The following is a 14,805-nucleotide window of genomic DNA, read 5'->3' on the forward strand; positions in this document are numbered from 1 at the left end:
CTATTTCGGTTCTACTTTGGGAATGACTAACTCACCTGCGCCTGGCCGGCTTACCTGACTAGGCAACTTCGGCTGTGCATGCAGGCGTCAGAAAATAAATATTTGATAGCTGTCGATTACGCTGTCTATGGTTCGACTATCTATGTAAGTGTATTTAAAGCGACGCCTGCCGATCACTGTACCGCTTGCCGTCGTCCACCATTCTAGTTAGCTAGCCGCGATCAAGGAGACGTATATGAAGCTGTTCTATTGTGAAACCCTGAACCCGAGAAAAGCCTGTGCCGTCGCACGTTATTTGCAATCGCCGGTGGAATTTATCCGCGTCGACCTTGGCAAAAGGGAAAACAAGACACCTGAATTCCTGGCCATGAATCCGAATGGCAAAGTCCCCGTACTCCAGGATGGGGACAAGACGCTGTGGGAGTCCAACGCCATCATGTGCTATTTGTCGGATGTGGCGAAAGCCGACTTGTGGCCTCACGATGGACGCCAGATCGATGTCATACGCTGGCTCAGCTGGGATGCCCAGCACTTCAGCCGCCATGCCTCGGTCTTGTATTTTGAATACGTCATCAAGCCTATGTTCGGCATCCCGCCAGCTGACGCTGCCGAGCTGGAGGAGGCGACGAAACATTTCTTGACCTTTGCCGGCGTGCTCAATACCCATCTGAAGGATAGGAAATTCCTGGTAGGCGACGGCTTGACTGTTGCTGATTTCGCGGTAGCTATCACCTTGCCTTATGCCGGCAAGGCGCACTTGCCGCTGGCCGATTTTCCCGCAGTCCAGCGCTGGCATGAACGACTCAACGAATTGCCTGCATGGCGCGCGCCATTTCCCACTTGATGCAATACCTGTTGAGATGACCGCCGTGTATCAGCCGGCCAGTTTTGTCCGTAGTTGCTCAAGGCGGGCATACATTGCCTGTGCCGGCTGAAGATCTGCACATCTACAAGATTCTTTCTTTTCTTCTGCAAATCCCTGTTCCGGATATTTCGCATGAAAGCGCGAACGGACTGCCATTGCGGCAGTCTCCGTTTCATCCAGGCAGATGGCCGAAAATTCAGCCAGCCGACGAACGATTTCAATGCCGCCCTGCCTGTAATCCAGCAGTACTGAACGCGCATCTTGTTCGGCGAGTATCAAAAATTGAGAATAATAATATTCCAGCACCTTCGCGATATACCGGTCGCCATCGTAACCAATCGATTCTGCTCGCGACATTCCGAACAGCTCGGCTTCAATCAATCCAGGAACTGTCTGCATCCCGCGCCGCTTCTGATGCGAAAGAAGCACTTCGTCCGGCGCCCGATACAGCAGTACGAACGGGACGTCCGGGTAAAGCCGTCTTAGCGTTCCGGCAAAAAAAACATGCCAGCTGTCGAGCTTGATAAACATGTGCTCTTCCTGTCCAAGCCTGCGGCGACCCAACAAAGCGATACTGGCCTTCAGCGCAGCTTCCGCTGCTGAGGATTCTGCCTGATTGCGGGACATGCGCAGCAGCTCATCGATCAATGGCACCTCGGACAAGGCAATATTTTTTCCGCTCAATCCGAGCAGTTGCGAGATCAAGGTTGAACCACAGCGGGAAACGTGGAAAATAAAAACACTTGGCGCGATCACATCGGTCGCAACTGCCGCGCAATCCGTCAAATACTCCAGGGAGCTGAAGCTGGGAAACCGCTGCTTGTGTGCGGCATCGGCTCTGCAACGCAGAATCGTGTCGGAGAAAAACGGTTCGACAATGCGCTTACCTGCCAAGCTGAGCCAAAGGCAACGCCATTGCTGATCTTGCCGCAGCAGTTTGTAGGGTATCCACTCCTCGATCAAACCAGCCGCATCACCTGGCGGCGTTGGCTGTGTTGCGCTATTCATCGCTGTCCGCCTGAGCTTGCAGTTGTTTGATCAATCGTTGCGCCGTGTCGGTTTTCATCTCAGACAACTGGGCAATCACCATTGCGCGCGTTGCACGGTCAAGCTGGCGATTGCGCGCTTCCGCATCGAAATCGTAACCGGCCTGCCGGAACAGTTTATCGGACCAGTCATTCCTTTTGCAGTCCAGGACCAGGTTGACGCGCGCCGTGGCGCCGCAATTTTCGACGCTGTGGGGCAGGCTGAAATCGGCATACCAGCATTCGCCTTCCCGCATCTCCAACGCCTGTCCGCCAACCAGGAATCGTACTTGCTCGCTGGTCTGGATCGGAATGTGTACGCGGAAAACATCAAATTGATAGCCGGTATGTACATCCCGATGTTCCTTGATATGCGCACCGGGCGCCAGGCGCAGCAGCCGCGCCGACTCCATCTCGCATTCGAAGACGCCGAGGATGCTGGCGATGTAAGGGCAAAGGCCGAGCAACGGCGTATCGGCATAGGCGGCGCTGCCAGGGTGGGAATAGATATCGTCCGCCTTGCCAGATGCCGAGCGCAGCGCCAGGCCGGACCACAGTCCGGAATAATCCTCGGTATGGAAATGGCACGGCCAATCCATGCTTTCGCACGTCCGCAAATCCTTCAGCAATTCATGCGGATCAAAGTGTAGCGGCAATTTGAGGAATCCATTCATTCGGCTGCCTTCAATCCAGTTGATGCGTCTGCGTCGATCTCGGCTTGCTGGCTGTCCAGGCAAAAATATTGCGCCGAGGTACTTTATTTGAGGCAAGCCCAGCCGTCAAGGCGGCTTCTGTTATAAGCTGCTTCACCATAATGATGTCCGCCGTATTAACTCCAATTTCTGCGAAATTTCAGCATGCTCACTTCTTCCTCTGCCATGCCGGCCGGCATTTCCCTGCGGCCCGCCACTGCCGGCGACCAGCCCTTCCTGGCAACCCTGTATCGCTCCGCCCGTCCGGACCTGCAGTTGATCGACGGCGAACCCGAATTCATCGAAACGGTGGTCGCCCAGCAATATGCCGTACACGCGCAGGGCACCGGAGAAGAGTATCCAAACGCCATGCATTTCGTCATCGAGAAAACCCAGGCTGCCGTCGGCGCGCTGGTGGTCGATTTCGGTCATAACGAAGTACGCGTGATTTACATCGCTTTCATTGCCGCCGCCCGCGGCTTCGGCTACGGCAAGGCAGTCCTGCGCGGCGTGCTGCAAGCCGCAAGTAATGTACAGTGCCCGGTCACGGTAGTGGTCTGGCACAACAATCCCGGTGCCAAGCGCATCTACCTGGAACTGGGATTCCAGGTGGAAGAATCGCAATTGATGGCCGATCGCATGGTGTGGTATCCGCGCCAGCCTTGAATCCCTTTAGCTGAACACTACCTGGAAATAGGCGCCGGCCGGATCGCGTCCGAGCGGCGCCAGGCGCGATACGTAAACGCCTTCCAGGCGCCGGCGTTGCGGCAAATCGATCGCACATGGGCCTTCGAGAAAATCGGTGGCTTGTTGCGCAGTCAGCGTGACGATGAACGGCAGGCGCTGCTGTTCCGGCGCATACGGGTTACGGTATTGCGCTTTCACATTCACGCTGTCGACCAGCACCGGCAAGGCACTGCCGTCCGGCAACTGCAGCGCGCAGACCTGTCCGGTCAGAGGAGTGAAATAAGCGGCGTCAACGAGTTCTAGCATCGGATTCAATCTATCGGCAATGAAAAAAATGGAAGCGCAGCTGACCGGCAGCCGGCCAGCTCGCGTTTGCAGTGCGCTAGTTACGGGACGGGAAAATACCCACCAGCGCGATGCTGAAGTTCAGCGCCAGGTAGGGGTTCATGCTGCCCACGGGTATGTTGTTGCCGGTGAGTGCATTGGTGACGGTGCCGCCGGCGCTGCCGCTGCTGCCGCCCAAGGGAATGGTCCCGGCCGCCGAGCCCCAGATCGCCGCGCCTTGCGGGCCGGCAGGCGATCCGGACAAGATGTTGTTGGTCGCGCTCGGCACCAGTTGGTTGCCGGTGGTATTGCTCGATACCATGTAGCCGCTGCCGCCGCCCGACGGCGTAAAGGTGGCGATATGGGTATGAGACGGCATATTGTTGATGGTGATCGAGATGTTTTCAGTGCCGGCCGCTTCGCCGAGTACGCGCGGCGTCAAGCCGATGCCGTTGCCTTGGCCAATCGGCACCCGTCCTTGCAGATTCGGCAGCTGGAAGGTTGTCGTGCCGTTGCCGCCGTAGGTGGTGCCCAGCAGCGAGAACAAGGCTGCATATTGCTGAATGGCGAGCGTCTGGCCGTTGCATTGCTGCCAGCCGTTAGGATTAAACTGAAAACCGAAAGTCATTATGCTGCCGAGAAACACTTCCATGGAAATCTCCCTTGTCATTGCTGCGGTTTAAGACCGGTGTTTTTGCTATTCGAGGCCGGCTGGCTTTACTGCGGTAATGCTTAATTGCGCGAAGGAAAAATACCCGCCAAGGCGATGCTGAAGTTCAGCGCCAGGTAGGGATTCATGCTTCCCACGGCTTGGCTGTTGCCCGTGAGGGCGTTGCTCACCGTAGCGCCGGAGCCGCCACCTGCGCCGCCCAGAGGAATGGTGGGTGCGGTCGAGCCCCAGATTGCCCCGGCCGAGGTGCCGGCCGGCGATCCCGACGGGATGTTGTTGGTCGCGGTGGGCGCCAGCAGGTTGCCGGTGGTGTTGCCTGATACCGTGTAGCCGCTGCTGCCTGAAGGAGTGAAGGTGGCGGTATGAGTGTGAGATGGCAGGTTGCTGATGCCGATCGAAATGCTTTCGGTGCCGGAAAACTCGCCGATCACACGCGGGCTCAGCGTGGCGCCATTGCCTTGGCAAAGCGGCATTCGTCCTTGCAAGTTCGGCAGTTGAAATGTTTGCACGCCGTCGCCGCCAAAGGTGGTGCCCAGCAAGGCGAACAAGGCCGAATATTGATCGATGCCGAGCGTTTGGCCGTTGCATTGCTGCCAGCCGCTGGGATTGAATTGAAAACCGAAAGTCATGATGCTACCGAGAAATATGTTCATCGCATTTCCTTCGTTGAGTAGCCTGTTTTGATATGGATCAAGGTTGCTGAATGTTAACTTCCAGCAAGCCGAAGTTGAACAGGAAAACCCTGATTCGGCAACAGTATTCAGCAATACTTGCTTGAAAAATGTCGCGGCAAGGGGCTTGTGGATAGCCAACTGAGGCCAGAATCCAACGAATACAATAAGATACAATTAAGATTAACAATTAGCTTGTATGTAACATATTTACTTGGTGTAATATTTTGCTTAAAAGAAAGCTGGGTAGGGAAACCAGCTATGTCCCCCAAATTGACATTATCTGTATGTCAACTTTCATTTTGGCGCACCTTGTGCCAGTCACAGTCCTTTGAATCCGTTGTCGCTGCAATACGATTTTTAATTGAAGTCTGCTCAGCCGTACCGCTGTTTTCCGGCCCGGGCAGCTTAAGCACAGTTTCTGCGTGACGAATACGCGGCGTCGATCTCGATGCCGTACGGTTTGTTGAAGCGAGGAGCAGGCGGGCGGCCGACCAGGTCTTGGCTAGCCGCGCGCATTGTCTGGTTGAGTAGCGCAGGTTCAATGAGGAAATCATTCCATGAAACGCCACGGATCTATGAACCACATCTATCGCCTGGTCTGGAGCACTGTGACCAACGGCTGGATCGCAGTAGCGGAAACCACGCGTGGACGCGGCAAGGGCGGGCGCCGCAAACTAGTGGCGGCGGCTTTGTCGCTGGCAGCGATGAGCGCCCAGGCGGCGCCGACCGGCGGCCAGGTTGTCGCCGGCAGCGGTACTATCCGCCAATCCGGCGCCACCACCACGATCAGCCAGACCAGCCAGAACGCTACCCTGAACTGGAACGGCTTCAACATCGCTCCGCAAGAAACGGTGAATTTCGTACAGCCCTCGGTCAGCGCGATTGCCGTCAACCGCATATTCGATACCAACGGCACGCAGATCCTCGGCCGCCTGAATGCCAACGGCCAGGTATTCCTGATCAATCCGAACGGCATCCTGTTCGGCTCCGGCGCCCAGGTCAATGTCGGCGGCCTGGTTGCCTCCACCCTGGATTTGCATGACGCCAGCTTGAGCGGCAACAATCGCACTTTCAGCGGCAACGGCCCGGGCAGCGTGCTCAACCAGGGGTCGATCACGGCGGCCAACGGCGGCTACGTCGCCTTGCTCGGCAACCATGTCAGCAACCAGGGCACGATCAGCGCGCCGCAGGGCGCGGTGGCGCTCGGCGCCGGCAATGCCGTCACCCTCACATTCAGCGGCAACAGCCTGCTGCAGCTGCAGGTCGACCAGAGCGTGCTGAACAGCGCGGCAGAAAACGGCGGACTGATCCGGGCCGACGGCGGCCGCGTGATCATGAGCGCCGGGGCCAAAGATGCGTTGCTGGCCAGCGTCGTCAACAATACCGGCGTGATCGAAGCGCGCACCGTGGAAAACCAGGGCGGCACGATTACTTTGCTGGGCGGCATGGCGGCCGGAACCGTCAATGTCGGCGGCACGCTCGACGCCAGTGCGCCGGCCGGCGGCAATGGCGGTTTCATCGAGACCAGCGCGGCCAAGGTCAAGGTGGCCGGCAACACCAAGATCACCACCGCTGCATCGTTGGGCCTGGCCGGCACTTGGCTGATCGATCCGGTCGATTTCACGATCGCCCCTAGCGGCGGCGACCAGACCGGCGCCGCGCTTAGCACCGCGTTAGGCTTGGGCAATGTCACGATTTCTTCGGCCAGCGGCGCCAGCGGCAGCAGCGGCAATGTCAACGTCGACGATACGGTAAGCTGGAACGGCCACAAGCTGACCCTGAATGCCAGCAACGATGTCAACATCAATGCCACGATGACCGCAAGCGGCTCCGCCAGCCTTGACCTGGAACCTGGCAGCGGCAATGTCAATGTCGCCTTGGGCAGCAGCGGATTTAACGGACGCGTCAATTTCAGCGGCAGCGGCGTGCTGACCATGAACAACCATGTTTATACGGTCATTAACTCCCTGGGGACGGCCGTTAGCAGCGGCGACGGCAGCTTGCAGGGAACGATAGGAAACCTGGCGGGCTATTATGCGCTGGGCAGCGATATCAACGCTGCCGCCACCTCGGCTTGGAACAGCGGCGCAGGCTTCACGCCGATAGGCGGTATCGGGGTTACAGTATTGACCCCGGCGCAGGAATTTTCCGGCGTCTTTGATGGCCTCGGCCATACCGTCAGCGGTCTCACTATCAATCAAGGTTCGGTTGTCGGCGTGGGCATGATCGGCGCGGTGGGTGCGGCCGGAGTGGTGCGCAACGTGGGTCTGCTCGGCGGCAGCGTGGCCGTCACCTCGTCCAACTACACCGGCGCGCTGGTGGGACAGAATTTCGGGAAGATCAATAATAGCTTTTCAACCGCTACGGTGAGTGCTAGCACCAATGCGACTTTTATCGGCGGCTTGGTAGGCCAAAACTCCGGCGGCACGATTACCAGAAGTCATGCAGGCGGCACGGTCAATGGCGGGGCTGCGGCAAGTGACGTCGGTGGCCTGGTCGGCAGCCTGCAAGGGGGGACCGTCAATTACAGCTATGCCACCGGGAATGTCACCGGATCCAGCCTTTATGTCGGTGGCTTGATCGGATACGCCTATGGCGGAGGCAGCACTGTCAGCGTGATCAGCAACAGCTATGCTACCGGCTCTGTCAGCGGCTCCTCCTATGTGGGCGGCTTGCTCGGGGCCAATTATGGTTTTGCCGGCCCGTCCACGATCAGCAACAGCTATGCGACGGGTAATGTTTCCGGCATCAGCGCTGTCGGCGGCCTGGTTGGCCACAATTACGGCAATACAGGCGGCAATCCTGCGATCAGTAACAGCTATGCAACGGGCAGTGTCACCGGCGCTGCCGGTGCTTCCTTTGTCGGCGGACTGGTAGGCAACAATGCCGGCGCCGGGGCATCGGGTGGCACAGTCACTGATAGTTTTTCGACAGGCAGCGTCAGCGCCGGGGCCGGCTCTAGCTCGGTCGGCGGGTTGATAGGCAATAACGCCGGCACCGTCACCGGCAGTTTCTGGGACAAGACAAGCTCCGGCCAGGCTACCTCCGCCGGCGGCACCGGCATGACCACTGCCAACATGCAGAACCAAGCCAATTTCACATCGAGCACCGCCGCCAACGGCAATCTGAATCCCGCATGGGACTTCAGCGGCACCTGGATAATGTCCGGCGGCTATCCGCTATTACTTTCCGGCATGACGGCGCTGACCGTCACAGCCAACAATGCCAGCAGCACTTTCAACGGCGCGGCCTATGCCAGCAACAATGGCGTTACTTACACCGGCCTCGATGGCTATCGATATTCGGTCATGCCGAGCGGCCTGACAGGCAGCTTAAGCTATGGCGGAACGTCGCAAACGGCGGTCAACGCCGGCACTTACACGATCATCGCGTCGGGTCTTTCCTCCACCGGCCAGCAGGGTTACCTCATCACTTTCGTCAATGGCGCATTGACCATCAATCCGCTGGCGCTGACCGGCAGCATCAGCGCCGGCAGCTCCGTCTATGGTTCGGCCCTGGTGCCCGGCACGGTGACTTTCACCAATATGGTCGCCGGCCATACCGTCACGGCTGCGCCGGTGACCGTCAATACTGCAGGACTGACCAGCAGCAGCGGCAACCTGACCGCAGGCACGCACACCGGCATCGAGTCGGTGAGCGGTACGCTTAGCGGTGCGGATGCGGGCAATTACACCTTTGCCGGCGCCATCGGCAATTACACCGTTACGCCGCTGGCCTTGACCGGTTCGATAGGGACGGGCAGCTCGACTTACGGTTCAGTGCTGGCGCCGGGGGCTGCGAACTTCACCAATGCGGTTTCAGGCGATGTGCTGGGCACGGCGACGGTTGGCGTCAACACCACGGGTCTTACCAGCAGCAGCGGCCACCTGATTGCCGGCACGCATAACGGCGTTGAAACGGTCAGCGCCTTGAGCGGCGCCGATGCCGGCAACTACACCTTTGCCGGGCCCACGGGCAACTATACCGTCAGTCCGCTGGCGCTGAGCGCCGCGCTTGGCGCAGGCAGCTCGACCTACGGTTCGACCCTGGCGCCGGGCGCGGTGAATTTCACCAACGCCGTGAGCGGCGACCTGGTCACGCCGGACGCAGTCACGGTGAATACGACCGGCTTGACCAGCAGCAGCGGCCACCTGATTGCCGGCACCCACACCGGCATCGAATCGGTGGGCACGGCCTTGGGCGGGGCGGACGCGGGCAACTACACCTTCGCCGGCGCCACTGGCGACTACACCGTCAGCCAACTGGCCTTGAGCGGCACGGTGGCGGCGGGCAGCTCAGTCTACGGCTCGGTGCTGGCGCCGGGGGCTGCGAACTTCACCAATGCGGTTTCAGGCGATGTGCTGGGGACGGCCACGGTTGGCGTCAATACCACGGGTCTTACCAGCAGCAGCGGCCACCTGGTTGCCGGCACGCATAACGGCATTGAAACGGTCAGCGGCTTGAGCGGGGCCGATGCCGGCAACTACACATTTAGCGGGGTCACGGGCAACTACACCGTCAACCAATTGGCGTTGAACGCCACAGTTGGCGCCGGCAGCTCGACCTACGGCTCGACCCTGGCGCCGGGCGCGGTGAATTTCACCAACGCCGTGAGCGGCGACCTGGTCACGCCGGGCGTTGTCACGGTGAATACGACCGGGCTGACCAGCAGCAGCGGGCACTTGATCGCCGGCACCCACACCGGCATCGAATCGGTGGGCACGGCCTTGGGCGGGGCGGACGCGGGCAACTACACCTTTGCCGGCGCCAGCGGCGACTATACCGTCGGCCAGCTGGCCTTGAGCGGCACGGTTGCGGCGGGCAGTTCGGTCTACGGTTCGGTCCTGGCGCCGGGCGCGGCGAATTTCACGAACGCTGTGAGCGGCGATCTGGTCACGCCTGGCGCCGTCACGCTGAATACAACCGGGCTGACCAGCAGCAGCGGACACCTGGTTGCCGGCACCCACACCGGTATCGAATCGGTAGGCACTGCCTTGGGCGGGGCGGACGCAGGCAATTACACCTTTGCCGGCGCTACTGGCAACTACACTGTCACTCCGCTGGCCTTGACCGGTTCGATAGTGGCGGGCAGTTCGACCTACGGTGCGGCGCTGACCCCGGGCGCGGCGAGTTTCACCAATGCCGTGTCGGGCGACGTGCTGGGCACGGCGACGGTTGGCGTCAACACCACCGGCCTGACCAGCAGTAGCGGACACCTGATCGCAGGTACCCACACCGGCATTGAATCGGTCAGCGCGCTGAGCGGCGCCGATGCCGGTAACTACACGTTTGCCGCCCCAAGCGGCGACTATACCGTCGGCCAGCTGGCCTTGACCGGTTCGATCGCGGCAGGCAGCTCTGCCTATGGTGCGGTGCTGGCCCCGGGCTCGGCCAGCTTCACCAATGCCGTGTCGGGCGACGTGCTGGGCACGGCGACGGTTGGCGTCAACACCACGGGTCTTACCAGCAGCAGCGGACACCTGATCGCCGGCACCCACACCGGCATTGAATCGGTCAGCGCACTGAGCGGCGCCGATGCCGGCAATTACACGTTTGCCGCCCCAAGCGGCGACTATACCGTCGGCCAGCTGGCCTTGACCGGTTCGATAGGGGCGGGCAGTTCGACCTACGGTGCGGCGCTGACGCCGGGCGCGGCGAATTTCACGAACGCCGTGTCGGGCGATGTGCTGGGTACGGCGACGGTTGCAATCAACACTGCCGGCCTGACCAGCAGCAGCGGGCACTTGATCGCCGGAACCCATGCTGGCATTGAATCGGTCAGCGCGCTGAGCGGAGCGGATGCGAGCAACTACACGTTTGCCGGCGCCACTGGCAACTACACCGTTACGCCCCTGGCGCTGACCGGTTCGATCGCGGCGGGCAGCTCGACCTACGGTGCGGTGCTGGCCCCGGGCTCAGCGAGCTTCACCAATGCCGTGTCGGGCGACGTGCTGGGCACGGCGACGATTGGCGTCAACACCACCGGCCTGACCAGCAGTAGCGGACACCTGATCGCCGGCACCCACACCGGCATTGAATCGGTCAGCGCGCTGAGCGGCGCCGATGCCGGCAATTACACCTTTGCCGGGCCCACGGGCAACTATACCGTCAGTCCGCTGGCGCTGAGCGCCACGGTTGGCGCGGGCAGTTCGACCTACGGTTTGGCCCTGACGCCGGGCGCGGCGAGTTTCACCAATGCCGTGAGCGGCGACCTGGTCACGCCGGGCGTCGTCACGCTGAATACGACCGGCCTGACCAGCAGCAGCGGCCACCTGGTTGCCGGCACCCACACCGGCATCGAATCGGTGGGCACGGCCCTGGGCGGGGCGGACGCGGGCAATTACACCTTTGCCGGCGCCACTGGCGACTACACCGTCAGCCAGCTAGCCTTGACCGGCTCGATAGGGGCGGGCAGTTCGGTCTACGGCGCGGTGCTGGTACCGGGGGCGGCGAGCTTCACCAATGCCGTGTCGGGCGACGTGCTGGGCGCGGTGACGGTTGGCGTCAACACCACCGGCCTGGCCAGCAGCAGCGGACACCTGATTGCCGGAACGCATAACGGCATTGAAGCGGTCAGCGCCTTGAGCGGCGCCGATGCCGGGAACTACACCTTTGCCGGGCCCACGGGCAACTATACCGTCAGTCCGCTGGCGCTGAGCGCCACGGTTGGCGCCGGCAGTTCGACCTACGGTTCGGTCCTGGCGCCGGGCGCAGCAAGTTTCACCAATGCCGTGAGCGGCGACCTGGTCACGCCGGGCGCCGTCACGGTGAATACGACCGGTTTGACCAGCAGCAGCGGGCACCTGATTGCCGGCACCCACACCGGCATCGAATCGGTGGGCGCTTCCTTGGGCGGGGCGGACGCGGGCAACTACACCTTTGCCGGCGCCAGCGGCGACTATACCGTCGGCCAGCTGGCCTTGAGCGGCACGGTTGCGGCGGGCAGTTCGGTCTACGGTTCAGTCCTGGCGCCGGGGGCGGCGAGTTTCACGAACGCCGTGAGCGGCGATCTGGTCACGCCCGGCGCCGTCACGCTGAATACGACGGGCCTGACCAGCAGCAGCGGAAACTTGACGGCCGGCACGCATAACGGCATCGAATCGGTGGGCACGGCCTTGGGCGGGGCTGATGCAGGCAACTACACCTTTGTCGGCGCCACTGGCAACTACACCGTCTACCGGCAGTCGGTCACGGTCACAGCCAGCGGTGTCAACAAGGTTTATGACGCTACGACTTCCAGTTCGGCGATATTGGCCGGCAACGGCCTGATAAGCGGCGACAAGGTAACGCTCAGCGATACCTCGGCAAGCTTCGGCGACAAAAATGCAGGCGCGGGCAAGACAGTCACCGTTTCAGGCATCAGCGCAGGCGGAGCGGACGCCGGCAATTACATGGTCAGTAACGCCACCGCGTCGACCACTGCAGATATCACGCCGCTCGCCATTACAGCGGCCGCCATCGGCGCCAATAAAACCTATGACGGCAATACGACGGCTGTGGTGACGCTCAGCGGCGGACTGGCCGGCGATGCGGTGACGTTCAGCGATACCTCCGCCAACTTCGCCGACAAGAATGCCGGCGCCGGCAAGACCGTGACGGTAGCGGGCATCAGTGCCAGCGGCGCCGATGCCGGCAACTATACGGTGAGCAACACGACGACGACCAGCGCCAATATTACGCCGGCGACGCTTACCTATAATGCCGTACCGGCAAGCAGCATTGGCGGACAAACGCCCTCCGGCCTGACTGGAAGCCTGACCGGGCTGGTGGCAGGCGACACGCTGGGCAATGCTACGACAGGCAGCTTGATCTGGACCACGAACGCCCAGCCGACCAGCCAGCCGGGACTGTATGCGATTGACGGCGGCGGCCTGAGCGCACTGAACTATGTGTTCGTGCAGGCGGCGGGGAACGCCACCGCGCTGACCTTGAAACCGGGGTCGGCGCCCGTGCCGGTGCAAAATGTGAGCACCGCCCTGGATTCGATTTTTGCGCCTTCGCATGCAGGCATCAACCTGGCGGCGCTCGACCTGGTGCAGTTCAATGTCCAGCCGCCGAACAATAAAATCGGCGATGGCATGAACGGCGTGGAAGTGAAAATCACGGGCGGCGGAGTCAAGCTGCCGGACAATATTGTGAGCACGGATGAATAAGCGAGCCTCAATGAAAAATAACGGTAGGTACCTATATCCAATGAAGCCGATCATCGCAGCCATGCTGCTCAGCTATCCATCCTTCGCTGCTTTTGCGGCCGATCAGGTGACTCCGCCCGGTGCCGGCTCGATACTGCAGCAGATCCAGCCGCTCAAGCCGGCGCTTCCCTCGTCGACGGGAACCGGCCTGACCATCGAACGGGAGGGCGGCGCCCAGCAGCCGGCAGGTGCGGCGTTCAGCGTCACCAGCATACAGCTGTCCGGCAATACCGCGTTCGATACGGCAACCCTGCATGCGCTGGTGGCCGACGCCGAGGGCAAGAACCTCACTCTGGCCCAACTCAGCGAAGTGGTTGCGCGCATCACCGATTATTACCATAGCCACGGCTACCCGCTGGCGCGCGCCATCATCCCGGCCCAGACCGTTCAAGGCGGCGTGGTGAAGGTGATGGTGATCGAGGCCCGTTACGGTCAGATCAAGCTTGATAACCGCAGCCGGGTGAGCGACGCCTTGCTGCAGCAAACCTTGTCTCCTTTGCAGGCCGGGCAAGTGGTCGCCCAGGCCGGGCTCGATCGCACGCTGCTGCTGGCCTCGGACATTCCGGGCGTCGCTGTCAGCGCGGTCCTCAAACCGGGTGAAGCAGTTGGCACTTCCGACCTGCAGGTGCAAGCCGACCCGACGGCACAGGTCGCCGGCAATGTCATGGTGGACAATTTTGGCAATCGCTATACCGGCCGGGCTCGCCTCGGCGCTGCCGTGAATATCTTCAATCCGCTGCACCATGGCGACGTCATCAGCATCGGCGCCCTGACTAGCGGCAGAGACATGAATTACGGCAGCATTGCCTATGAAATCCTGCTCAACGGCCTGGGTACGCGCATGGGCGGCTCCTATTCGGCCTTGCATTACATCCTCGGCGACACCCTTGGCGCGCTGGATGCGCACGGCACCGCACAGGTAGCGAGCATATGGGTCAAACACCCGTTCATGCGCACGCGCGAGGCCAACTTGTACAGCCAGATCCAGTACGATCGCAAACAACTGAACGACCGCATCGGCGTCAGCAGCATCAAGACCGACCGCCATCTGGATAACTGGAGCGCGAGTCTGAACGGCGACTGGCGCAACGGCGTTCTGGCCGGCGGCATCGGCACCTGGAATATCGGCGTTACCGCGGGACGTGTCGGCTTCGACGACCGGGCCGCGGAACTGTCCGATTCTGTCACCGCGAAAACACAGGGCAGCTACACGAAATGGAACGGCAATCTGGCGCAATTGCAAAATCTGAGCCAGAGCGAATCCCTGTATTTCGCGCTAGCCGGCCAATGGACAAACGGCAACCTGGATCCCGCGGAAAAGATGGTCGCGGGCGGTCCTTACACGGTGCGCGCCTATGACATCGGCGTGCTGTCCGGCGATACGGGGGTCTTCGGTTCGGTCGAACTGCGGCACGAGCTCGGCCAGTTCGCGAGCGGGCGCTGGCAAGTGCTGGCTTTCGTCGACAGCGAACGCGTGACGGTCAACAAAAATCCGTGGCTGCCGGGCGACAATAGCGCGACGCTGAGCGGAGCCGGCGTCGGCATGAATTGGGCCGGGCCGGACCAGTGGCATGCCAAGCTCTATGTTGCGGCGCCGTTCGGTTCTACGCCGCGACTGATCGGCGACAATAAGTCAGTGCGCGCCTGGGCTGAAATCGGCAAGGCGTTCTAGGGAC

At 61.1% G+C, this 14,805-nt stretch carries 9 protein-coding genes; 4 read left to right on the plus strand and 5 right to left on the minus strand.

Features of this window, described 5'->3' with window-relative positions; genetic code table 11:
- Nucleotides 1-235 precede the first annotated feature (235 nt).
- Entirely contained in the window at nucleotides 236-844 is a 609-nt protein-coding gene (locus BLV81_RS02075) for a glutathione S-transferase family protein (RefSeq protein WP_176992708.1), read from the plus strand.
- Nucleotides 845-874: 30 nt separating this feature from the next.
- On the opposite strand, the gene BLV81_RS02080 is transcribed toward BLV81_RS02075, so the two are convergent.
- Together BLV81_RS02080 and BLV81_RS02085 are read right to left on the minus strand one after the other, a co-directional pair.
- Entirely contained in the window at nucleotides 875-1,873 is a 999-nt protein-coding gene (locus BLV81_RS02080; RefSeq protein WP_092351928.1) for a sulfotransferase family protein, read from the minus strand.
- Nucleotides 1,866-2,564, minus strand: a complete 699-nt coding sequence (locus BLV81_RS02085) for an aspartyl/asparaginyl beta-hydroxylase domain-containing protein (RefSeq protein WP_092351930.1) — start codon at nucleotides 2,562-2,564, stop codon at nucleotides 1,866-1,868. The genes BLV81_RS02080 and BLV81_RS02085 overlap by 8 nt, the downstream gene beginning before the upstream one ends.
- A gap of 183 nt (nucleotides 2,565-2,747) precedes the next feature.
- On the opposite strand from BLV81_RS02085, the gene BLV81_RS02090 reads away from it, so the two are divergent.
- The gene (locus tag BLV81_RS02090; RefSeq protein ID WP_092351932.1) at nucleotides 2,748-3,248 is read left to right on the plus strand and encodes a GNAT family N-acetyltransferase; all 501 of its coding nucleotides are present in this window, start codon (nucleotides 2,748-2,750) and stop codon (nucleotides 3,246-3,248) included.
- A 6-nt stretch (nucleotides 3,249-3,254) separates the two neighbouring features.
- On the opposite strand, the gene BLV81_RS02095 is transcribed toward BLV81_RS02090, so the two are convergent.
- From BLV81_RS02095 to BLV81_RS02105, 3 genes are all read right to left on the minus strand, one after another.
- Entirely contained in the window at nucleotides 3,255-3,575 is a 321-nt protein-coding gene (locus BLV81_RS02095) for a DUF6916 family protein (protein WP_092352329.1), read from the minus strand.
- Nucleotides 3,576-3,651: 76 nt separating this feature from the next.
- A complete protein-coding gene (locus tag BLV81_RS02100) occupies nucleotides 3,652-4,245 on the minus strand; it encodes a phage tail protein (RefSeq protein WP_092351934.1) in 594 nt (197 codons plus the stop codon).
- Nucleotides 4,246-4,325: 80 nt separating this feature from the next.
- Nucleotides 4,326-4,916 carry a phage tail protein gene (locus BLV81_RS02105; protein WP_092351936.1) on the minus strand — a complete coding sequence of 197 codons (591 nt, stop codon included), beginning with the start codon at nucleotides 4,914-4,916 and terminating at the stop codon, nucleotides 4,326-4,328.
- Between the two features lie 578 nt (nucleotides 4,917-5,494).
- On the opposite strand from BLV81_RS02105, the gene BLV81_RS02110 reads away from it, so the two are divergent.
- Nucleotides 5,495-13,090, plus strand: a complete 7,596-nt coding sequence (locus tag BLV81_RS02110) for a two-partner secretion domain-containing protein (protein ID WP_092351938.1) — start codon at nucleotides 5,495-5,497, stop codon at nucleotides 13,088-13,090.
- A gap of 40 nt (nucleotides 13,091-13,130) precedes the next feature.
- A complete protein-coding gene (locus tag BLV81_RS02115) occupies nucleotides 13,131-14,801 on the plus strand; it encodes a ShlB/FhaC/HecB family hemolysin secretion/activation protein (protein WP_092351940.1) in 1,671 nt (556 codons plus the stop codon).
- Nucleotides 14,802-14,805: the final 4 nt, after the last annotated feature.

Origin of the sequence: Collimonas sp. OK242 (assembly GCF_900107095.1) — a bacterium.
GTDB lineage: Bacteria > Pseudomonadota > Gammaproteobacteria > Burkholderiales > Burkholderiaceae_D > Collimonas.

Bases quoted from the DNA above. Each gene is read 5' to 3' on its own strand.
- BLV81_RS02080 (WP_092351928.1), bottom strand. From the start codon at position 1,873: ATGAATAGCGCAACACAGCCAACGCCGCCAGGTGATGCGGCTGGTTTG.
- BLV81_RS02090 (WP_092351932.1), top strand. From the start codon at position 2,748: ATGCTCACTTCTTCCTCTGCCATGCCGGCCGGCATTTCCCTGCGGCCC.
- BLV81_RS02105 (WP_092351936.1), bottom strand. From the start codon at position 4,916: ATGAACATATTTCTCGGTAGCATCATGACTTTCGGTTTTCAATTCAAT.
- BLV81_RS02085 (WP_092351930.1), bottom strand. From the start codon at position 2,564: ATGAATGGATTCCTCAAATTGCCGCTACACTTTGATCCGCATGAATTG.
- BLV81_RS02075 (WP_176992708.1), top strand. From the start codon at position 236: ATGAAGCTGTTCTATTGTGAAACCCTGAACCCGAGAAAAGCCTGTGCC.
- BLV81_RS02095 (WP_092352329.1), bottom strand. From the start codon at position 3,575: ATGCTAGAACTCGTTGACGCCGCTTATTTCACTCCTCTGACCGGACAG.
- BLV81_RS02115 (WP_092351940.1), top strand. From the start codon at position 13,131: ATGAAGCCGATCATCGCAGCCATGCTGCTCAGCTATCCATCCTTCGCT.
- BLV81_RS02110 (WP_092351938.1), top strand. From the start codon at position 5,495: ATGAAACGCCACGGATCTATGAACCACATCTATCGCCTGGTCTGGAGC.
- BLV81_RS02100 (WP_092351934.1), bottom strand. From the start codon at position 4,245: ATGGAAGTGTTTCTCGGCAGCATAATGACTTTCGGTTTTCAGTTTAAT.